The sequence below is a fragment of the Pseudoduganella sp. jia 12 genome, assembly GCF_055502675.1.
Genome location: NZ_JBUXKP010000001.1, coordinates 318,531 through 339,852, shown reverse-complemented (window position 1 = coordinate 339,852; position 21,322 = coordinate 318,531). Strand labels below are relative to the sequence as shown.

General features: G+C 67.0%; 18 protein-coding genes. 4 read left to right on the top strand and 14 right to left on the bottom strand.

Annotation, left to right across the window (positions count from 1 at the left end):
- Positions 1-22 precede the first annotated feature (22 nt).
- From ACY65G_RS01290 to ACY65G_RS01245, 10 genes are all read right to left on the bottom strand, one after another.
- On the bottom strand, positions 23-1,669 hold the full coding sequence (locus ACY65G_RS01290) for a sensor histidine kinase (protein WP_464995573.1): 1,647 nt from the start codon (positions 1,667-1,669) through the stop codon (positions 23-25).
- 233 nt (positions 1,670-1,902) lie between these two features.
- A complete protein-coding gene (locus ACY65G_RS01285; protein WP_464995572.1) occupies positions 1,903-2,616 on the bottom strand; it encodes a DUF4198 domain-containing protein in 714 nt (237 codons plus the stop codon).
- Between the two features lie 315 nt (positions 2,617-2,931).
- Positions 2,932-4,149, bottom strand: coding sequence for a YeeE/YedE family protein (locus ACY65G_RS01280; RefSeq protein WP_464995571.1), 1,218 nt, complete (start codon positions 4,147-4,149; stop codon positions 2,932-2,934).
- A 105-nt stretch (positions 4,150-4,254) separates the two neighbouring features.
- Positions 4,255-5,940, bottom strand: coding sequence for a PQQ-dependent sugar dehydrogenase (locus ACY65G_RS01275; RefSeq protein WP_464995570.1), 1,686 nt, complete (start codon positions 5,938-5,940; stop codon positions 4,255-4,257).
- A gap of 95 nt (positions 5,941-6,035) precedes the next feature.
- Positions 6,036-6,437, bottom strand: a complete 402-nt coding sequence (locus ACY65G_RS01270) for a MerC domain-containing protein (RefSeq protein ID WP_464995569.1) — start codon at positions 6,435-6,437, stop codon at positions 6,036-6,038.
- Between the two features lie 11 nt (positions 6,438-6,448).
- Positions 6,449-8,545, bottom strand: coding sequence for a TonB-dependent receptor (locus ACY65G_RS01265; protein ID WP_464995568.1), 2,097 nt, complete (start codon positions 8,543-8,545; stop codon positions 6,449-6,451).
- Positions 8,546-8,882: 337 nt separating this feature from the next.
- A complete protein-coding gene (locus tag ACY65G_RS01260) occupies positions 8,883-9,725 on the bottom strand; it encodes an undecaprenyl-diphosphate phosphatase (protein ID WP_464995567.1) in 843 nt (280 codons plus the stop codon).
- Positions 9,726-9,745: 20 nt separating this feature from the next.
- Positions 9,746-10,357, bottom strand: coding sequence for an exopolysaccharide biosynthesis protein (locus ACY65G_RS01255; protein WP_464995566.1), 612 nt, complete (start codon positions 10,355-10,357; stop codon positions 9,746-9,748).
- Positions 10,354-11,925: a TerC family protein gene (locus ACY65G_RS01250; RefSeq protein WP_464995565.1), complete on the bottom strand. Its 1,572-nt coding sequence runs from the start codon at positions 11,923-11,925 to the stop codon at positions 10,354-10,356. Before ACY65G_RS01250 ends, ACY65G_RS01255 begins: the two co-directional genes overlap by 4 nt.
- A gap of 104 nt (positions 11,926-12,029) precedes the next feature.
- The gene (locus ACY65G_RS01245) at positions 12,030-12,422 is read right to left on the bottom strand and encodes a hypothetical protein (RefSeq protein WP_464995564.1); all 393 of its coding nucleotides are present in this window, start codon (positions 12,420-12,422) and stop codon (positions 12,030-12,032) included.
- A 110-nt stretch (positions 12,423-12,532) separates the two neighbouring features.
- Between ACY65G_RS01245 and arfB the strand changes: the two genes are divergently transcribed.
- Positions 12,533-12,928 carry an alternative ribosome rescue aminoacyl-tRNA hydrolase ArfB gene (gene arfB, locus ACY65G_RS01240; protein ID WP_464995563.1) on the top strand — a complete coding sequence of 132 codons (396 nt, stop codon included), beginning with the start codon at positions 12,533-12,535 and terminating at the stop codon, positions 12,926-12,928.
- A gap of 59 nt (positions 12,929-12,987) precedes the next feature.
- Here the strand turns inward: arfB and ACY65G_RS01235 are convergent, their stop codons facing one another.
- Positions 12,988-14,835, bottom strand: a complete 1,848-nt coding sequence (locus ACY65G_RS01235) for an AI-2E family transporter (protein ID WP_464995562.1) — start codon at positions 14,833-14,835, stop codon at positions 12,988-12,990.
- Between the two features lie 339 nt (positions 14,836-15,174).
- Between ACY65G_RS01235 and ACY65G_RS01230 the strand changes: the two genes are divergently transcribed.
- Both ACY65G_RS01230 and ACY65G_RS01225 read left to right on the top strand, forming a co-directional pair.
- Positions 15,175-15,915, top strand: a complete 741-nt coding sequence (locus tag ACY65G_RS01230; RefSeq protein WP_464995561.1) for an FxDxF family PEP-CTERM protein — start codon at positions 15,175-15,177, stop codon at positions 15,913-15,915.
- A 51-nt stretch (positions 15,916-15,966) separates the two neighbouring features.
- A complete protein-coding gene (locus ACY65G_RS01225) occupies positions 15,967-16,788 on the top strand; it encodes a sterol desaturase family protein (RefSeq protein WP_464995560.1) in 822 nt (273 codons plus the stop codon).
- A gap of 232 nt (positions 16,789-17,020) precedes the next feature.
- Here the strand turns inward: ACY65G_RS01225 and ACY65G_RS01220 are convergent, their stop codons facing one another.
- The 3 genes from ACY65G_RS01220 to ACY65G_RS01210 all read right to left on the bottom strand — a co-directional run bounded on the left by ACY65G_RS01220 (position 17,021) and on the right by ACY65G_RS01210 (position 20,811).
- Complete coding sequence (locus tag ACY65G_RS01220; protein WP_464995559.1) at positions 17,021-17,773, bottom strand: hypothetical protein; 753 nt, start codon at positions 17,771-17,773, stop codon at positions 17,021-17,023.
- A 130-nt stretch (positions 17,774-17,903) separates the two neighbouring features.
- The gene (locus ACY65G_RS01215) at positions 17,904-19,298 is read right to left on the bottom strand and encodes an alkaline phosphatase (protein WP_464995558.1); all 1,395 of its coding nucleotides are present in this window, start codon (positions 19,296-19,298) and stop codon (positions 17,904-17,906) included.
- 43 nt (positions 19,299-19,341) lie between these two features.
- The gene (locus tag ACY65G_RS01210) at positions 19,342-20,811 is read right to left on the bottom strand and encodes an alkaline phosphatase (RefSeq protein WP_464995557.1); all 1,470 of its coding nucleotides are present in this window, start codon (positions 20,809-20,811) and stop codon (positions 19,342-19,344) included.
- A gap of 107 nt (positions 20,812-20,918) precedes the next feature.
- On the opposite strand from ACY65G_RS01210, the gene ACY65G_RS01205 reads away from it, so the two are divergent.
- On the top strand, positions 20,919-21,320 hold the full coding sequence (locus tag ACY65G_RS01205) for a putative quinol monooxygenase (protein WP_464995556.1): 402 nt from the start codon (positions 20,919-20,921) through the stop codon (positions 21,318-21,320).
- Positions 21,321-21,322: the final 2 nt, after the last annotated feature.

Sequence of the window (21,322 nt, the reverse complement as noted above, 5' to 3'; positions counted from 1 at the left end):
ACCCGTTGCGCGGTGCGCTGTGTCACCGGTTGTCGTCGGTCTGTAAGGAACTGTACGTGTGGGTGGCGTGCAATGGCGATGGCGGCATCAGCGGCAACGCAACGGTGAAAGTGCTGCCCTTGCCGGCACCCGGGCTGGCCGCCGTGGCGCTGCCGCCATGCAATTCCGTCAGCCGCCTGACCAGCGACAGGCCGATACCGAGGCCGCCTTCGGTCCGGTCGGGCGTCAGCGCGGCTTGCGAGTACGGGTCGAATACGTGCGCCAGCATGTCGCCGGCGATGCCGATGCCATTGTCCTCCACCGTCACGACGGCGAATTCGTCGCGAGTAGCCAGGCGCACGGTGATGGACCCGCCCGCGGGCGTGTACTTGGCCGAATTGTTCAGCAGGTTCGACAGGATCTGCACCAGCCGTTTGGCATCGCCGCAGACGTGGACAGGCTCCGGCGGCAGGTCGACCCGGCATGTATGTTCCTTGCGTGCGATCAGCGGCCTCGCCTGTTCCAGCGCGCCCGCGACCTGCGTTCGCAGGTCGAGCACATGCCTGTCCAGTGCGATGCGGCCGCTGCTCAGGCGCTCGATGTCCAGCAGGTCGTTGACGAGGTGGACGAGATTGCCTGCCTGCGCCGCGACGATGCCGCCGATGCGCTGCCGGTCTTCCATTCTTTGCCCACCGCCCTGGCGCAGTACCTCGGCCGCGGCGGTGATGGGGGCGAGGGGATTGCGCAACTCGTGGGCGAGCGTCGCCAGGAAACGATCCTTCCTGTCCTGCTCGGCGCGCAGGTCGCGCAGGGCGCCCTGCAATTCGCGCTCGGCATTGAAGCGGGCCACGTCGGCGGACGAGAGCCGCAGCGCGAAGCGCCACGTAATGAGCAGGAACAGCACGATCATCGTCCACACGAACAATGGCAGCGTGGTTCCCGAGTCATGCAAACCATGGTGCGCCGCGATCACCGCTATCGTGCCCGCCGCGATCGGAACCACGAACGCGGAAATGAGCAGGCGGCGCGAGACGGCGGCGCCAGGCAGGTCGCCCGTCACCGCCGCCATCATCCCGCGGCGCGGATGGGCGAACAGGATACCCAGCGCGAGCAGGATTGCCTGGACCGTGGTCAGGATCGACGTGCCGCGGCCCGGCAGGAACTGGTACAGCACGGTATCGCGGAACAGGTAGCCGCCGAGGTTCAGCACCGCCAGCATGCACACCGCCAGTGCGGTGCCCTGTGCCACCATGATCCGTGTGCCGGCCGCCGACAGCAGCAGCGCGCTGCCCAGCAGGAAGAACATGAAGGCAGTGAGCGGCGAAGGCAGGCTGGCGGGGAATTCGCGGCCGCTTTGCGCGAGCCTGAAAGGCTCCGGCGCGGCCCCGGCCAGGTAGCAGATGCCGATGGCCGAGCAAAGCGCGATTGCCAGCGCAGGAAAGGCCCTGCCCAGGCCAGTGCGCCCCGGCCAGCGCCAGTGCACCCATAGACCCGCGGCGGCCAGCAGCGCAAGTATCGTGGTGACGGGAACCATCGACGGCAGGCCGGGCGCGACCGAAACGAGGAACTGCGCGCCGCCGATCCAGCCCGCCAGGTTCGCCGCGCCGATCAATGCGCAAAGCGCAGCCACGACGGGCGGCACGATCACGCTCGGCCCGTCGCTTGCCCGTCCATCCTTGTATTCATCCATGCCTGACCCGCGGCGCGGCGCATTGCCGCCCACAGGCTCCCCGATCAGTGTTCGTCATGCCATGGCCTGCCAGGTCGAAACCGCCATGTTGGCAGCGGCTGCGCGCACGTACTGTACGCGCGGCTACACAGGGAATGGAAAAGTGCGAATTACCGGTATGCAATCTTGAGCGATGCGCTGGACGTGAGCGATGCGCTGCCGCGCTGCGGCCGCCAGGCGTGGTGAAAGCGGTATCAGTGCGCCGCTTCCGGTGCCATCACGGGCCCGGCCGGCAGCGCGGCGATACCCTTCGGCTGGTTGACCGTCAGCGACGTGACATAGCTGGCCGAGGCATAGGCCTTGCCGGCCCGCTCGCCACCGGCCTTGTCCGTGTGCTTCGTCTCCAGCACATACATGCCGCGCCACGGCAGGTCGAACTGCACCGCGCCCTGCTCGTCGGTCGTCGCTTCCTTCGCCCAGCCGCTCGGCACGGTGGCGGCCACGGCCACCTTCGGCAGCGGCTGCCCTTTATAGAACACCTTGAACTGGCCGGCCTTGCCCGTGGGGACGATGTCCAGCGCCAGTTTCGGCTGCTGGGCGGCGAAGCTCGTGACCAGGCGCGCGGCCGGGATCCACACGTGCGTGCTGACCTGGCCGTCCTTGTTCGTTTCCCAGGAAGGGTAGTTGGCTTCCTCGGCCACGACCGATTCGCCGGCAGCCGGCGCGGCCGACATCACGAAGCCCTTCGCGGTCTTGTCGGCCGTGAGCGCACGTTCGCCGGAGGCGCCGATCAGCGTGGCAGTCGGGGCAACGAACTTGTCCAGCAGGCCGGGCGTGGTTTCGCGCTGGTTCAGGCCGAATTCGCCGAACTGCAGCTTGACGGTCTTGCCATCCTGCTCCAGCCAGACATGGTGGGCCTGGGCGGCCGGGGCGGCCAGGATGGCGAGGGAAAGCAGCAGTTTCTTCATGGGGTCGGTTTGGCGGTTGATGATAAGCATCGCATTGTAATGCGAATCATTCGCATCGGCAAACCGGGTGCCGTCAACCGTTGGCGTTTCGTTAGCGCAACTGGGAATGTTGCAAGAATACCGGTGACAGACACCGGTTTCGATATGCAGGCAAAAACCGGGGTCAGTCCCCTCGGTCTGCGCCAGCAACCGCGACCGCGGCAACAACTGGCGGGGACAGACCCCTGAGACTCGACCGCTCTTTCCACTTCATCCGCTGCTAACCAAGCGGCATTGGTGTCTGTCACCGGTTTTCAGGCTGCTGATGCAATCGCGTCAGCAAGCCGTCGGCTTGGCCCGCTCCACTTCGAGCCCGAACAGCGGGCGCAGTCGCGTACCGACGACGTTGCCGGCGAATGCCACCACGAGCCACAGCCAGCCGTGCAGGCTGCCCGAGACGATGCCGCTGAAGTACGCGCCGATATTGCAGCCGTAGGCCAGCCGCGCGCCGTAGCCGAGCAGCAGGCCGCCGACGATGGCCGCGACCAGCGAGCGCAGCGGGATGCGCCATACCGGCGCGTAACGGCCGGCCAGCGCGGCGGCCAGCATCGCACCGAGCACGATGCCGATGTCCATCACGGACGTCACGTCCTGCCAAACCGGTGCTGCAAGCGCGGCGGCGTTCTTGCCGGTGGACCAGTAGGTCCAGCTGCCGACGTCCACGCCGAGCAGCGCGGCACCCTTGGCGCCCCACAGCGCAAAGGCGGACGTCACGCCCCACGGCCGGCCGGACAGGGCCAGCGTGGCGAAATTGAGCACCACCAGCGCGATGGCACCGGCCACCAGCGGCCACGGGCCGTGCAGCCACGGCGACGCGTGCGCCGGCTGGGTGTGCGCAGCAACGAGCTTGCCATGCCGGCGCTTTTCAACCACGACGGTGATGGCCGCGATGGCCGCGAAGACGATCCAGTTCAGCGCCAGCGCGGGCGCCAGGCCCAGCGCCTTGACGGCGGAGATCGGCGCGAGCTGGGGCATCGACGTCCAGAACGGCATGTGCGCCGTGCCGATCACCGAGCCGGCGACGAAGGCGGCGAGCGTGACGATCATCCGCGTGCTGCCGCCGCCCACCGTGTACAGCGTGCCGGAAGCACAGCCACCGCCCAGCTGCATGCCGATGCCGAAAATGAACGCGCCCACGATCACCGACGTGCCGGCCGGCGACACGAGGCCCGTCACGGGATTGCCGAACAGGGTTCCCGCGGCGAGGGCAGGGAAGAACAGCGCCACGCCGATGGCAAGCATCAGCATCTGCGCGCGCAGGCCGGCACCGCGGCCATCGGCGATGAATACGCGCCAGGCGGACGTGAAGCCGAACGCCGCGTGGTACAGCGACACGCCGAGCAGCGCGCCGACGACATACAGCGCGGCCTGGGCCGGACCCACCGCCCGGGCCAGGAACCACGCGCCGAGCACGATCAAAAAGAGGGCTGCGCCGAGCGGCTTCGGATTGACGGCAGCGCGGCGGGGAAGGGTTGCAGTTGCAGAAAGAGACATGGCGAAGATACCGGAAAATTTCCTAAGCCCTTATTTTCGCTCGTTTTTTTGTTTCTTGCAGGACGTTGCCGGAACGTGGAAATACCGGCAATGGCCGCAATGGCACTATTTCGGCACCACGCGCCAGATCTCGCCCGTCACGTCGTCGTCCACCAGCAGCGAGCCATCGTCCTGCACCACCACCGAGGAGGGCCGCCCCCACACCTCCTTGTCGCTGACGACGAAGCCGGTCATGAAGTCCTGGTATTTCCCCGTCGGCACGCCATCCTTCATGAACACGCGCACCACCTTCGAGCCGGTGCGCGTGGCCCGGTTCCATGACCCATGCAGCGCCAGGAACAGGTCTCCTTCGTACTCGGCCGGGAAGCGCGCCTTCGCGCCGGCCGGTGCGCCGTACATGATCATCCCGAGCGGTGCCGAGTGCGCGGTCAGCAGCAGGTCCGGCGCCGTCACCTTGCCTTGCAGGTCCGGCCGGTGGCCCTTCAGCCGCGGTTCCTCGTGGTTGCCGATGTAGTACCACGGCCAGCCGTAATGGGCACCGGCCTTCACGCGCGTCAGGTAATCCGGGGGCAGGTTGTCGCCCAGGAGGTCGCGTTCGTTCACGCTGCACAGCAGGTCGCCCGTGCGCGGGTACAGGTACATGCCCACGCAGTTGCGCAGGCCCGTGGCGAAGGTGCGCCGGTTCTTGCCGTCCGGGTCGAATGCCAGCACGAGCGCGCGGTCGAACTCGGAACCCCATGGGGCACCCAGGCCGTGCTTCTTCTCCCATTGGGCAAGGGGTTCCGGTGGTCTCGGGCCGATCTCCTCGGCCACGTTCGAGGCGGAGCCGATCGACAGGAACATCGTCTTGCCGTCCGCGGAAAACACCAGCGTGCGCGACGAGTGGCTGCCCGTTTCGGCCGTCAGCCTCGGCACCACGGTTTCAGGTTCCGCGGTAGCCACCAGGTCGCCGTTCCTGTACGGGAAGCGCACGATCGAATTCACGTTCGCCACGTACAGGTATCGGGGATCCGGGCCGGCGGGCCAGAACGCAAAGCCGAACGGCCGGTCGAGCTTTGCCGCGAATACGCTGACCCGGTCGGCTTTCTCTCCCGTCGACGAACGGAATACCTTGATCAGCCGCTTCGTCGTGGAAGAGATGAAGATATCGCCGTTCGGAGCCTTCGCCATCACGCGGCCGCGGTCCGGGTCCGTCGCCCACAGGTTCACCTTGAAGTTGTCCGGTACGGCGGGCAGCACGCCCTGCGGCCGCGGCACGGTGCGCGGGTTGTTGCCGGCGCTGGCGCTGGCGAACGGCGGCGGCAGGTCCGCCATGCGCACTGCATGGATGCGGCCCGGCTTGTCGTCGCTCCAGTGTTCCTCGCCGTCCCGGGCCGTGGCCTGCGCCGGCGCAGCCGCCGATTCCTTTCCTTTTGCCGTGGCAAGCCAGGCGACGAAGGCGGCCCGTTCCCCGGCATCCGGCACGGCAACCGGCATCGTCGTTCCCGGTGCATAGGCTCCCGGGTCCTTCAGGAACAGGTCCAGCTCCCGCGCCGTCCAGCGCTTGCCCTTCGCGCCGATGGCGGCCAGCGCCTCCGAATAGCCGAAACCGGGCACGCCGGCCACCTTGCGGCCGATCGTGTTGAACAGCGGCGGGCCGGCCAGCGCCGCCATGTCCGGGGTCGCCGTATGGCAGATCGCGCAGTTGTTCTGGAAGATGCGCTGGCCGTCGGGTATCGACGGATCGGCGTGCGTGGAGGTGGCCAGGGCCAGGCCCAGGGCGGCCAGTCCCGCCGCGGTGATGGAATGCATGGAGTTCCCGTTGATGGTAGACGTAGCGTGGCAATCAGGTGGCCAATCAGGTGGCCGGCCACGCCATTGTCATCCGCCCGCGGGAAGCGTTTCAATCATTTGCGTGAGAAGATGCGCACGTCCACGCAGCGCCGGCAGCAAACGCGGTTGCGCACATGGGCACCGAACAGCAGCAGGGCGCCGGCCACGCTCACCGCCGCCTCGGCGCCGTGCCCGTAGCGCGGTTCGACGACGAACATGGCAATGGCCAGGCAGGCCAGGCCCGCGCCACCCAGCAGCGGCACGGCGGGGCGCCGGTGCGCCAGGTAGCCCGGCCCCAGCGAGACGACCGCGGCCAACAGCGCAAAGCCGAGCAGCACCTCGTGCAGGTGGTCATCCTCGGTCCAGCTCATGGCAGGCAGCACGGCCAGCAGCAGCGGCATGGCCAGGCAGTGGATCATGCACAGGACGGCGGCGAAGATGCCGGCGGCATCGGCCGCGCCGGTCAGTCTGTTCATGGTGATTCCTTTCAGAAGAAGTAGCGCAGCGAACCTTCGACCTGCGTGCGCGGCACGGTCGATACGAGCAGGCCGGCGGCGGTGCCGTAAGCGATGTCGCTGGCAAATTCGTGCGGCTGCACCACCAGCGACAGCGAGGCCTGCACTTTCCCCACGTCGTAGCCGGACTTGAAGGTGTAGCGCACAAAGGTCGGCATGTCGCGCTGTACGGAGGGCGTGCCGGTGTAGTAGGGATTGCGGGCCGTTACATACACGTCGCCATTGAGCGTGAGCCTGCCGGGGCCGAGCGCGCCGCGGTACTGGGCGCCGGCCTTCCACGTGTGCGCGGGCACGGACAGCAGCGCGCCCGCGCCGGGCGCCGGGTTGTCGATACGGGCGCGCAGGATGCGGCCGTAGCTCAGGTAGGCACCGAGCGCGCGGCCCGGCTGCCAGTTTACGTCCAACTCGTAGCCGCGGCGCGTGGTCTGGCCGGAAGGCAGGAACACGTCCGGCGCGGTGTTGACGATCTCGTCGTCGTTGCGGATGTCGTACATGGCGGCCCCCGCGTTCCATCCGGTGGCGGGGCGGGCGCCGATGCCGATGTCGCGCGAGCGCACTTTGCTCGGGTCGATGCCGGCATTGATCCGGCCGCCCGGCGCGCCCAGCGGGCCAAGGCTGCCGCTGGCGCTGATCTGCTCCGCGGCGGGCGAGCGGAAGCCCTGCGCCACGTTGGCGAACACGTCGAGCCAGGGCAGCGCGCTCCACGTCGCGCCGTACTTCGGCGTGAAGGCGGCGCCGCGGTAAGCGGTCGACGCGGCCGGCAGCTTGCGGTTGACGATGTCGTAGTCGAACCGGTCGTAGCGGGCGCCCGCGTGCAGCTTCAGCGCGGGCATCACGCGGTACTGGCCCTGGGCGAACGCACCGTAGGTGAGCAGGTCGAGATCCTGGTTGTTGACATAGTTCGCGGTGGGCTGGCGGTCCCGGTAATGGCGGCGCAGCGCGTCGCCCTTGTCGGTGCGCGTCTCGGCGCCGGCCGTCAGCACGGCCGTGTCGCCGAAGGTCCACGTATTGCCGGCCCGGCCGCCGTAGATCGTGCGGTCGTCGTAGCCGAACGTGTGCAGCGTGGCGCTGTTGGCGATCGCGCGGCCGCGCTGGAAATCCTCTGCATAGACGGTGGCGAACCAGCCGCCCGCGCCCGTCGGCTGGCGGTTGAACACGAGCGTCTTGCGGTGGGCGTCGCCAAAGCCGGGCAGGCCGAATTGCGTGGCATGCGGGTCGAGCCCCGCTTCCAGCGCCGGCAACGACAGGTAGCCGGCGCCCGCGTAGTCCGACCGGTAATAGCTCGCGCGCAGGCTGTAGAGGCCGTCGTCGAGCGTCGTCGACAGCTTCCAGAACAGGTTCGTGCGATCGTTGCTTACGCCGTGGCGGAAACCCTTGCTGCGGTAGCGGTCCGCGACCAGCAGCGAGCGCACGGCGCCATATTCGCCGGACAGCGTCAGCGAAGCGCGCCTGCCGCCGTAGCCGGCCAGCGTGATCGTCGCGCTCGACGGCGTGGCGGCGCCGCCTTCGCGCGTGGCGATGGCGATGGCGCCGGCGCGGTTCTGGTCGCCGAACAGCGCCGACACCGGGCCCTTGATCACGTCGACGGTGTCGATCATGTCCGCCGTCATCCATTCCAGGAAGGCGGGGCCGTGCCCGGCGCCGCCCTGGCTGGAGGGAATGTTCTGAGGCACCCCGTCAATGGTGATGGCGGTGTCGGCGCCGTGCGTGCCCTGCGTGGCGAAACCGCGCATGCGAAAACCGTTGCCCGTGTCGCCCTGGTCGATATTGTTGGCCACCACGCCGGGAATGCGCTGGAACACGTTCGAGATGTCGCGGCCGATGGCCAGCGTGGCGATGTCGTCGGCCGTGATCGTGTCGACGGTGCCTGGCAGCGCACTCGCCGCGACGGAAGGTTCGGTGCGGCTTTCGCCTTCCTTGCTGCCGCGGATCTCCACGACCTGGGGCAGGTCCAGTGGCTCCTCTTCTGCGCATGCGATGCCTTGGATGGCGCAGGCGATGAACACGGCGCGTGGCAGGGCCTGGACAGGCAGGCGGGAGGGGATGGGGCGGCGTGGCAGGGAAACCAAGGTGGGACTCCGGAGGGTGGCAGGCCTGTACTATACGATAATGAGAATGCATTATCAAGTTAACGTAAGGACGCTGCACCAAATGCGAACGGCGACCGAAGTCGCCGTACTATGACTGAAGCTTGCAAGATTCAAAACCGGGGTCAGTCCCCTCGGGACGTCAGCAGCAAGCGCCTCTGCCAACACTTACCGGGGACAGGAAGGAATGATCCCTTGCAAGGGATCACCGCTACGCAGGCGAGGAGCATGCTCCTCGAAACCCCTGCTACGCCCCCTGCGGCTCGGTAGCCATTTGCGACATCGAATGGCCAGCCCAGTCTGCGGGAGATGCGGCCGGTCAGATCGGGGCGAGCCGGCCCGTGCCCAGCAATGCCAGCAGCACGATGCCCAGCACGATCCGGTAGATCACGAACGGCATGAAGCCCCGGCTGCTGACGATCTTCAGGAAGCCGACGATGACGCCGTAGCCCACGAAGAACGCCACCACCGTCGCCAGCGCCGTGGGGCCGGGTGCCACCGGCCCGACGACGCCCCAGGTCTTCACCAGCTGGTAGCCGCCGGATGCCATCACGGCGGGAATCGCCAGCAGGAACGAGTAGCGCGCCGCCGCTTCGCGGGTATAGCCCATCAGCAGGCCGGCGGTGATCGTGCCGCCGGAGCGCGACACGCCGGGGATCAGCGCCATCGCCTGCGCGAAGCCGAAGATAATGCCGTCGCGCCAGGTCATCTGGCCAAGGGTCAGTCGCTGCTTGCCGGCGCGGTCGGCGGCGCCCAGCAGCACGCCGAATGCGATCAGCATCGTCGCCGTCAGGTACAGGTTGCGCAGGTAGGTTTCGATGGCGTCCCGCAGCAGCAGGCCCAGGACCGCGATGGGAATCGACCCGACGATGATCAGCCACCCCAGGCGCACGTCCGGATCCTTGCGGACCGTGGGGTCGGTAAGGCCGCGCAGCCAGGCGGTGGCGATGCGCGCGATGTCGTGGCGGAAGTAAAGCAGCACGGCGAGCTCGGTGCCGATCTGCGCGATGGCGGTGAAGGCGGCGCCGGGATCCATGCCGGAAGGCAAGAACGGGCCAATGATGCGCAGGTGCGCGCTGGAGGAAATCGGGAGGAATTCGGTCAAGCCCTGTATGAGTCCCAGAAATGCGGCTTCGAGCCATCCGATCGATGTTGCGGTCATGCGATGTTCATCCTGTCATGTCAAAAGTTCATCATGATAAACAACATTGCCTTGATCGCAGCAAAAATAACACCGGAAACCAGCACAGCCGATACCGCGGCGGTTACCAGGCCCGCCACGATCCACAGGCCATCGCGCTCGAGGATGCCCAGCGCCAACATGCTGATGGCCGCCGCGGGCAGCATGTTTCCTAGTGGAATTGGCAGCAGCACCACGATCGCCAGCAGCAGGCAGATCAGGCCAACGAGGTATTCCATCGGCGGCAGCGCCCAGGCGCTGCCGCGCGGGCGCAGCATGCGTTCGGCGCGCTGCAGCCAGGGGATGATGCGGGCGATCAGCGCCTGGAAATCCTTGCGCGCCATCGACCGTGTGGCGATGAACGCGGGCAGCCAGGGTTTGCGGGCAAACGCCAGCTGGGCCGCCAGGATCACCAGCGGCGCACCGAGGATCGCCGACGTGCCGGGCAGCGTCGGCAGCACGTTGGGGCAGGCGAACACGAACAGCAGGGCGGCCAGCGCCCGGTCCGCCAGTGCCGTCAGCAGGTCGCCGATCGAAACGCGCTCGCGCGCGACGTCGTCGGCGAGCTGGCGCAGGATCTCGGAGAGGGCCGGACCACCGGAATGCTTCGTCATGCGAGGGCCTCCCCGGTGTCGGCGGTGTCGATCCGGCGGATCGACACCTTGACGATGCGCCGTTCCTCCGCCGCCAGGATCTCGTAGCGCAGGCCGTCGATCTCGAGCGCCTGGCCCGTTTCAGGGAAGCCCTCGAAGCGGGCCAGCAGGAAGCCGGCCAGCGACGCATAGTCGTCGTCCTCGCTGACGAGCGCCGAGGTCTCCAGCACTTGTTCGAGCAGGTGCAGGTCCGCGGCACCGTCGACTTCCCATTCGCCTGGCGCCTTCGCCTGGATGGCCAGTTCCTCGTCCTCGTCGGGGAATTCGCCGGCGATCGCCTCCAGGATGTCCACGGGCGTGAGCAGGCCCTGCACCACGCCGTATTCGTCCGTCACCAGCACCACCTGGCCGTGCGCGCGTTTCAGCGTTTCCATCGCCTTCAGCACGCCGGCCGTATCGGGCAGCACGATCGGGGCGCGCATCTTGCCGGCGGCCGTATCGTCGATCCGTCCGCGCAGCAGCAGGTCGCCGATCAGGTCCTTCGTGCGGGCGATGCCGGCCACCTCGTCGAGCTGGCCGCGGCTGACCGGCAACCGGCTGTGCGGGGTCTGCTGCAACTGGCGCAGGATCGTGGCGGCGTCGTCGTCGAGGTTCACCCACGATATCTCCGAGCGCGGCGTCATGATCGAACGCACCGAACGGTCGCCCAGTGTCAGCACGCCGCTGACCATGTTGCGCTCCTCGACAGCGAAGGCTTCGCGTTCCGCGGCGGGCTTGTCGCCCTGGTCGTCCGAGGCGGCGTCCGCGCGCTTGCGGCCGCCCATCAGGCGCAACACCGTGTCGGCGGTGCGGTCGCGGAACGGCATGCGCGCCTCGTTCTTCAGGAAGTTACGGCGCGCGAACTGGTTCAGCGTCTCGATCACGATCGAGAAGCCGATGGCGGCGTACAGGTAGCCCTTCGGGATATGGAAGCCCAGGCCTTCGGCCACCAGGGACAGGCCGATCATCAGCAGGAACGACAGGCACAGCACCACCACGGTCGGATGCGCGTTCACGAAGCGCGTCAGCGGCTTCGAGGCCAGGATCATCACGCCGATCGAGATGACCACGGCCGCCATCATCACGGCCAGGTTGTCGACCATGCCGACGGCGGTGATCACCGCATCGAGCGAGAACACGGCATCGAGCACCACGATCTGCGCCACCACGGCGCCGAACCCGGCGTACACCTTGGAACCGGTTTGCACGTGCGTGATCCCTTCGAGCCGTTCATGCAGCTCGATCGTGGCCTTGAACAGCAGGAAGACCCCGCCGGCCAGCAGGATCAGGTCGCGCCCGGAAAAGTCCTGCGGGCCGATCGAGAACAGCGGCGTGGTCAGGGTGACGAGCCACGACACGATCGTCAGCAGGCCGAGCCGCATCAGCATCGCCAGCGACAGGCCGATGAGCCGCGCCTTGTCGCGCTGGTGGGGCGGCAGCTTGTCGGCCAGGATGGCGATGAAAATCAGGTTGTCGATGCCCAGGACGATTTCCAGGACGACAAGCGTCAGCAAGCCCGCCCAGATAGCCGGGTCGAAAAGCCATTCCATTTGATAAAACCTCGTTAAGACAACATCGTTGATGGCGCGCGGTCGCAACGGGCGACGGCGTGGCCGGGATCGGAAAAGGGGAGCAGCCGGGCGGCGCTGCGGGGCTACGCGCTGGGAGGCGGTTTTATCGGCGGCAGGGGATCGAGCCCGCGCCGGGGCGGCACGGGCAGGGTGGCCGAGCGCTCGGGCGGGATGGCAGCCGGCACGCGTTCGGCGCCATGCACGGTATCGTGGAAATCCATGCCTGCCGGCGGTGGCGGTTCGTCCGGATCGATGTCGTAGGCGATGTCATCGCCGGCCATATCGGGCGACGCCATGACCGCGTCGAACAGCGATACCACGGCGGCGCGTTCCGTCGCGCCGGTGCCCGGCATGGCCAACGTGGTCATTGCAGACGCGGGTAGCGACGACGCAGGCATGAACGACACCGACATCGACAGCGCGAGCACATTCAGGGGGAACAGCAGGGCAAGGAAGATGACGAATAATCGTCTCATAAACATAACGTTACACGGAACAAGGCCAGTGTACCACGCATTCATGCGGCCAGCCGACCGCACGGTTCGGGTACCATGGCGTCCGATCCAGAAAGTGTTCAAGGGGCAGCATGGCAGTCATACAACCAGGCGAAGTCGAGTTCACCGCCATCCGCGCCCAGGGGCCGGGCGGACAGAACGTCAACAAGGTGTCGTGCGCCGTGCATGCGCGCTTCGATATCGCCGCGTCATCGCTGCCGGAGCGGGTGAAGGAACGCCTGCTGGCGCTGCGCGACGCGCGCATCACGCAGGAGGGCGTGCTGGTCATCAAGGCGCAGGCGTCGCGCAGCCTGGAACAGAACAAGGAAGACGCGCTGCGTCGCCTGCAGGAGCTGGTGGACGCGGCGGCGCACGTTCCCGTGGTGCGCCGCGCCACGAAACCGACGCGCGGCTCGCAGGTGCGGCGCGTCGATGCCAAGGTGCGCAGCGGTAAGATCAAGGCGTTGCGGGGCAAGGTCACCGACTGACCTTCGGTGACCGGCTTCCTGCGGCAGGCTTCCGATGACCGGCTTCCGATGGCCGACTTTCAGCGCCCGTCGGTTTTCGCCGCCTTCGGGGCCTTCACCGGTGCCACGAACGCCAGCGCCTCCTCGAACGATTGCAGCACCATGTCCACCCGTTCGGCCACCTGTGCCGCATCGGCCGCCTGGCCATCCTCGCGCGGCCGGATCGTCACCAGCGGCACGTCCGGCAGGTTTTCGCGCAACGCGGCCACGGCTTCGCTCCATTCCACGAACGCCGTATCGATCGGGTAGACGACGAACACGGTCGACACGAGGTGCTCGGCATCCGGGCGCGTTTCGTCGTCGTCGGCGTCCAGCATGATGCTGCGCGCATCGATGCCCCCTTCGCGCAGCGCCAGCACCAGCAGCTCGGTGCGGAATTCCTCGCGGATGTTGGAAAAACCCACGCTCAGGACGATCGACCGCGCGGGCACGTCGAGCGAGCCTTGCCAGCGTCCCAGCCGTTCCTCGCGCAGGTGCCGCAAGTGCGCACCCACGCTCTCGTTGAGCATCGACACGTTCAGGCGGCGCGCCCGGCCCGTCGCCCTGCCGGCGGCCAGCGTTTCCGCCACGAGCGCGATGGTGGCGCGCAGGCGCTGTTCCTGCGCGTTGTCCGTCATCCCGCTGCGCAGGTCGCCGATGGCCATCGCCAGGCCTGGCAGCATCACCTGGTCGCAGTAGCGGGCCAGCGTCGACTTGCGCAGGAAGATGCGGGCATGGCCGATGATCGCGGCGGCATCGCCGGACAGCGCGCGCAGGTAGAAGCGCTGCGCCGCGCTGGCGTCCGGCATCTCGGCCAGCAGGATCGTGACCGGCTCGAGCACCTTGATGTAACGCCCGGCCACCACGAGGCACAGCGTGAGCGGCGTGGCCAGCAGCAGGCCCACCGGCCCCCACACGGCGCTCCAGAACAGCGCCGACACGATCACCGCCAGCGGCGACATGCCCGAGCTGTGGCCATACACGCGCGGTTCGATCACGTAGGCCAGCACTACCTCGAGCGCGACGAACAGCCCGAGGGCCACGAGGGCGAGCGTCCAGCCCGGGTCCACGGCCGCGGCGAACAGCGCGATCGCGCCGCCGGCGATCAGCGCGCCGATATAGGGCACGAAGCGCAGCACGGCACACAGCGCGGCCCACAGCACGGCATGGGGAATGCCCAGCAGCCACAGGATCGCGCCGATGACGGCGCCGAACACGATGTTGACGACGAACTGCGAGAAGAAGAAGCTGGACACGCCCTGCGCCGCGTCTTCCAGCCCTTTCAGCGTGCGGCTCACTTCGCGGTTCCCGGCCAGGCGAACGAGCCGGTCGCGCAGGTTTTCCTGGTCGAGGAGGATGAACACCAGCAGCACCAGCACGAGGCCCACCGCGCCGAGCGGGCCGGAAACGACGCCGATGGCCCGCGTCAGCGAATCCTGCGTGGACGTGGACTCGCGGATCACCACCGGCACCGGCTGCGTGGTGCCGCGGCGGGCGCGCAGCGACGAATTGGCCTGCGGCGTACCCGGCACCCCCTCCAGCAGCTCCGTCGGCAGCCGCGCCAGTGGCCGCTCGGTCAGTACCTGCACTTCCTTCAGCTTGGCGCGGATCTCGGCCCGGTATTGCGGCAGGTCGGTCGTCAGCGCGAACAGCTGGGCCACCAGCACGACACCCGCCCCGGCCAGCGCCGAGATCGACAGGCCCAGCGTGACGAAGGTGGCCGTGGTGCGCGGCACGCCCAGCGCGACGATGGAGCGGATCAGCGGCGCCAGCGCCAGGCTGAGCACCAGGGCCAGCGTGATCGGCTGCAGCACTTCGCGGCCGAAATGCAGCAGCGCGATCCCGCAAAGGATCGTCAGCAGGAAATTGGAGGAACGTTTCGGAAGCATGGAAACCGTTTATACGTATCCGGCCGGGGCGGGCGGCCGAATGGACGAGTTGGACATTGCGGGATGATAGTGCACTTTCCCGCCGGTGGCGCGACCCCATATCGGAAATCGCGTGCATGGCCGGTCTACGGGGGAGGGGGAGCGGGCGCAAGGCATGTGCATGCACCGACCGGAAGTCTGATATAATTTTCTAGTGCAATTATTATTTATATAAAGAAATAATAAGCTTTGCACCTGCAGCTTGCACCCGATGCGACGAAAAAAGTCCGCCGGGTCGTCGTCGGCCCAAACATCGCCGGCAGTTTTCCCCCACTGTCCGTTGTTACTGGAGCCTGCCCCATGCGCCTCAAATCCGTCCTGCTGTCCCTGTTCGCCGTTGCCACCCTGGGCACCGGCCTTGCCCACGCAAGCACCAATCTCGTCTCGAACGGTAACTTCGAGAAAACCACCAACGGCACCAACAAGCAGCTGTCCGCCACGATCACCAGCGAAGCGACGCGCACCACGATCAGCGACTGGACGAGCAGCAACGGCAACGATGGCGGCTACAACTTCGTGCTCGACGCGAAAACCGCACCCACGTGGGATTCGGCGATCTGGCTGAAAGGCACGAACAATGGCTACGACCCGCTGGATCAGCGCGGCAACATCTTCGCATCGGATTCGCAGTATTGGCCCGGCGTGCTGTCGCAGACGGTTGGCGGCCTGACGACCGGCAGCGCCTACACGCTGACGTTCGATTACGCGCTGGCCCAGCAGGTCGGCTTCGATGGCGCCAACGCCGACAATTACTGGCAGGTCGGATTCGGCGCCGCGACGCAGGACAGCACGGCGCTGTCGATCGACAACGGTGGCTTCAGCGGCTGGAAGACGGCGACGATGACGTTCACCGCCACGGGTGCCAGCCAGATCCTGACGTTCCTGGCCAAGGGCACTGCGCCTGGCGCGCCGCCTTTCCTGCTGCTCGACGGCGTGTCGCTGGTCTCGGCCGTGCCGGAACCGTCGACGTGGGCCATGCTGCTGGGCGGGATCGGCCTGGTGGGCTTTGCCGCGCGTCGTCGTGCAAGGAAGCCGGCATAAGCCTGCCACGGCTTTCACGCTTTCACGCTTTCACGCATTCGATCGATGGCAATGGTGAATGAATTCGCCGTCACCGCGCTGCGCCTGTTCCTCTGGCTGGCGCTGCTGACGGCACTCTTCGTGCCGCTCGAGCGGTGGTTCGGTGCGCACCAGCCGGGACGGTCGCGCCGCGAGCGGTTGCACGACCTGGCGTACTACGTGATCAGCAGCCTGGTGCCGATCGTTCTGCTGGCGGCGCCCATGGCGCTGCTCGCCGCCGCCGCGCAACACGTGGTGCCTGCCGCGCTGCCAGACGCCGTCGGCCAGCTGCCGGTGGCTGCGCGCATCGCGCTGGCCTTCGTCGTTGCCGAAACGGGATTCTATTGGGGGCACAGGCTCAGCCACGAATTGCCCTGGCTATGGCGCTTCCACGCGCTGCACCATGGCACGGAACACATGCACTTTCTCGCCAACACGCGTTCGCACCCGGTCGACATGGTGGTCACCCGCCTGTTCGGCCTCGTGCCGCTTTACCTGCTGGGGCTTGCCAGCCCCGGCGTGGCCGGCAGCGGCGCACCGGCGCTGCTGCTGGTGACCGGCACGCTGTGGGGGTTCTTCATCCACGCCAATGTGCGCTGGCGCCTCGGGCCGGTGGAATGGCTCGTCACGACGCCGGCCTTCCACCACTGGCACCACAGCCGCCGCGACCACATCAACCGCAACTACGCCTCCACGCTTCCGGTGCTGGACCGTCTGTTCGGCACCTACTACCTGCCGCGCCACTGGCCTGCCGAAGTAGGAACGGATACGCCGCTGGCGGCATCGCTGGCAGCGCAGCTGGTCGACCCGCTGCTGCCGTCGAAGCCGCCGCGGCGGTCCCCGGCCAGTCAGTAGACTTCACGCCGATCCATGGGCGCATGAGGATCGCCACGATCGGTAGTCCCTTGCGCCGGCCTCCCATGTCTTCGTCAGGCGACACGCAGCCGGTGGGCGGCACACGCTGGCCCGGCCGCGCAGGCTTGGAGGAAGGGGATTGCCGAATCCGTCGTCGCCACCCTCATGTTTTCACAATGCAGGGTTTTACAAATGCATGCACGGCGGGTCCGATGCCCGCCCGATCCCGGTATCAATCCAGGTAATCCGCATACTCCCGCTGCGCATACCCTTTCAGCTTCTGCCACGGCAGGTCCCGGGTCAGCCCCGCCGCCACTTTCAGTTCCGTGCGGTAGTAGAACGTGCCCGCCTTGTCGCCGCTTTCGATCACGAGCGGCAGCTGCTTCCTGTCGTCCCACAGCACCCGCTCGTACAGGCCGTTGCGTTCGCGTTCGCGCCAGCGCGCGCCGGGCACGGTCGATGCGCGCCTGGACACGGCCATGGCTTGCAGGCCCTTGGTATCGAGCAGGTGATAGGCATGGTCCCATGAGCCGTCGAAGCCCACGTTGTCGAACTCGCCCTGGGGAATCGAGATCAGTTCCTTCGTGTGCGCGTCGACATAGGCGAGGCGCAGCTTGCCGTTCTCCATGGCCACATGGCGCGGCAGCGTGACGGGGTTGAAGTGCTTGTGGCCGACGCTCTTGCGGGGCGCCGTCGTGTGCACGGCCTTGTGCGCCCCGGCTTTGGCGCCATGGCCGTGGTCATCGCCATGGCCATCATCGTGCTCGTGTTCGTCGCCATGTCCCTGCGTGGCCGATGGCAGCACGCGCGCGGTCCATACGTGGCCGGCGCGGCGCAGCATCGTTTCCTCGTAGCGGGCTTCGCGCGTCAGCCCCTCCGCGGTGACGACCTTGCTGTAGCGGGTGATGCGCAGGTCGACGTCGGCGCCGGCATGGGCGCTGCCCGCCGCGGCCACGGCGGCGGCAATCAAAAGAAGGGATTTCATATGCTCTCTCATATGCGTTCTTGTTATGCTGTCTTGAATGACAAGAAGCGGGCAAGCCCGCTCCCGAGGTTTCGACATCCTTGCAGGCCCTAAACTGCGGGCCCCGAATTGCACGTGAATTACACGTGAATTACAGGCCCGATGCGGTCCGCAGCAGGTTGAACACCTTCGTGTTGTCCAGCGTGCCCTTGAACGTTTTCGCGCCGGCACCGGTGGCGAACAGCTTCACGTCGCCGCCGCCGTGCGTTTCGCTGGACAGGCGCACGCCGGTCTCCTGCAGGTAGTTGTCGGCCAGCACGGTGTTGCTGTCCAGGTTCGTGCGCACGTTCGGGCGGTTCGGGCCGTTGCCGAACACGAGTGTCGTGTACGTGTTGCCGTCGGCATCGCGGTTCGGCTGGTTGTCCCGGTAGCCGCGGTTGATGTCCAGGATCGGGTTGCCGCGCTTGCCGTAGCCGTTGATCGTCAGCGTATGGTCATGGTCGGCAGTGACGACGACCAGCGTGTTGGCCAGCGTGGGATCGGTCTGCCTCGCCTTGGCCAGCGCCGCCTTGATGGCATCGTCGAACGCGATCGTGTCGGTCAGCGCGCGCTTGGCATTGGTGCCGTGCAGCGCGTGGTCGATGCGGCCGCCTTCCACCATCAGGAAGTAACCGTTCGTGTTCTGGCCCAGCAGGTCCATCGCCTTGACGGTCATCTCGGCCAGGCTCGGCTGGTTCGCGCCTTCGCCGACCGGCGGCGTGGCCGTGCGGTCCAGCTCATATTCGAGGTGGCTGCGGCTGCTGTACAGGCCGATGAATTTCTTGCCGGCCGCCGCCGCGTTCATCTCGGCCTTGTTGGCCGCCACCGTGTAGCCCCGGGCCGCCATTTCCGCCAGCAGGTTGCGGCCATCCGCGCGGCCGGCCGCATTGGTGCCGGCCACGAACGGCGTGAAGTGGTTGCGGCCGCCGCCCATCAGCACATCGACACCGTCGCCCAATGCGGCGTTGAAGCCGGCGCCGCCCGGCACCAGCTGGGCCGCGATCGCGTATTGCGCGTTGCGGTTGCAGATGTGCGACCAGGCGGTGGCCGGCGTGGCGTGCGTCAGCTCCGTCGTGGTGATCGTGCCCACGGCCTTGCCCCTGGCCTTGGCCAGTTCCAGGATCGTCACCGCCGGCGTGCCGTTGCCGGCGGCGCAGTTGTCGACGCCCAGGTTGCCGTTGGCATCGCGGCCCGGATTGGTGGCCACCGTTTCCGGCGACATCGAGATGACCTCGTTGTTCATCTTCACGCCGGTCATGTAGGCGGCCATCGACGGCGCGCTGTCGGTGGTTTGCGCATCGTGCGAGAACGTCTTGATGCGGGCGGTGCGTTCCAGCGTGTCCATCGTGAGGCTGCCGTCTTCGCCGTATTTGTAGATGCGGGCGGCGGTGATGGTGGAGGGGCCCATGCCATCGCCCAGGAAGAAGATGATGTTCCTGGCCTCGCCGGCGGCGTGCGCGGCGGTGAAGGAGAGCGCCAGCGCGGCGCCTAACATAGTGCGTTTCATGTTCGGTATCCGTATCGGGTTATTTTTGGTTTGCAGGCCTGGCTTACAGGCCGGCCGCAGTCTTGACCAGGCCGAAGACTTTCGTGTTGTCGATGGTGCCGCTGAACGTGTCGGCGCCCTTGCCGATGGCGCCCAGGAACACGTCGGTACCGCCGTGCGTTTCGCCGCCCACGCCCATGCGTACCGCCGCTTCCTGGTGGTAGGTGTTGGCGCTGGTGGCGTTGTCGTCCAGGGCCACCTGGCCGGCGCGGCTGGCCTGCACGCGGTTCTCGCCGTTGCCGAAGCCGATGATGGAGTAGGGTGCGCCATCGAGGTCCTTGTCGACTTCGCCCGTCACGTAGTTCTTCACCACGCCCAGCACGCCGGCATTGCCGGCCGCCGTCTTGCCCGTGCGCTTCGCGTAGCCGTTCAGCACCAGCGTGTGGTCATGGTCGGCCGTGACGACGATCAGCGTGTTCTTCAGGTCCGGATCGGTCGTCTTGGCTTTCGCGATCGCCGCCTTGATGGCGTTGTCGAAAGCCACCGTGTCCTGCAGTGCCTTCTTCGCCGTGGTTTCATGCAGCGCATGGTCGATGCGGCCGCCTTCGACCATCAGGAAGTAGCCCTTGCCGTTACGGGCCAGCACGTCCATCGCCTTGGTCGTCATGTCGGCCAGGCTGGGCTCCTTTGCCGGATCGCGGTCCAGGTCGTAGCTCATGTGGCTCGACGTGAAGAGACCCAACAGCTTGTCCGTCTTCGTGCCGTCGATGGCGGCGAACTCGGTGGCATTGCTGGCGTAGGCGTAGTTCTTCGCCTTCAGTTCGGTGGTCAGGTCGCGGCCGTCGGCACGCTTGCCGCCATCCTTGACCGGCTTGAAGAACTGGCTGCCGCCGCCCATGATCACGTCCAGGCCCGTGGTGCCCAGTGCGCTGTTGTAGCCCGTGGCGCCCGGCACGAGGGCCGCGGCGATGTCGTTTTCCAGGTCGCGGTGGCAGATGTGGCTGTAGGTGGCGGCCGGCGTGGCATGCGTGATGCGCGCGGTCGACACGACACCGGTGCCCAGGCCCTGCGCCTTGGCCAGTTCCAGCAGCGTGACGGCCGGCGTGCCGTTGTTCGTGCCGCAGTTGTTGCCCAGCCGGTTGCCGGCGGCGTCAACGACGGGATCGATCGCCCGGGTGTTCTGCGACATCGAGATGACTTCGTTGTTCATCTTCACGCCGGTCATGTAGGCCGCCATCGACGGTGCGCTGTCGGTCACCTGCGCATCGTTCGAGAACGTCTTCACGAACGCCGTTTCCGGCAGCGTGTCCATCGTCAGTTCGCCATCCTCGCCGACCGAGTAGATGCGCGCCGCCGTCATCGTCGTCAGGCCCATGCCGTCGCCCAGGAAGAAGATCACGTTCTTCGGGGCGGGCACGTCGACGCCGGGCGCCGGCGGTGGCGTGAAGATATCGGAGGTCTTGTTGTTGTCGCTGCCGCAGGCGGACAGCAGCGCCATGCTCAGGCCGGCGATGAAAATGGACTTGCGGTTCATGTTGTGGATCGGCTGTTGGAAAAGCCGAAACTTTAATCATGCAAGATGACCGCATGATGACGGAGCGATAATGCCGCTGTCCGATCATTTTTCCAAAGGAGGAATCCATGAGCTTCAGGCACCTTCGTTTCAGGCACCTTTGCCGGGCCGCTGCCGCGGCGCTGGCGATCGCCGCAGCCGGCGCTGCCCTGGCCGCCGAACCGCCCACACCGCTGGTCCGCATTGCCGAACTGAGGATCAAACCGCAGGACCTGGAGCGCTACAAGGCGGCGGTGCGCGAGGAAATCGAGGCATCGGTGCGGATCGAGCGGGGCGTCCTGGCGATCTACTGCGTGGCCGAGAAGGACGATCCCACGTCGCTGCGCTTCTTTGAAATCTATGCCGACGAGGCCGCATACCAGGCACACATCGCGTCGCCCCATTTCAGGAAATACTTCGAGACCACGAAGGACATGATCGTGTCGAAAAAGCTGATCGATACCGAGCCTGTGCAGCTCAGCGCGAAGTAGAC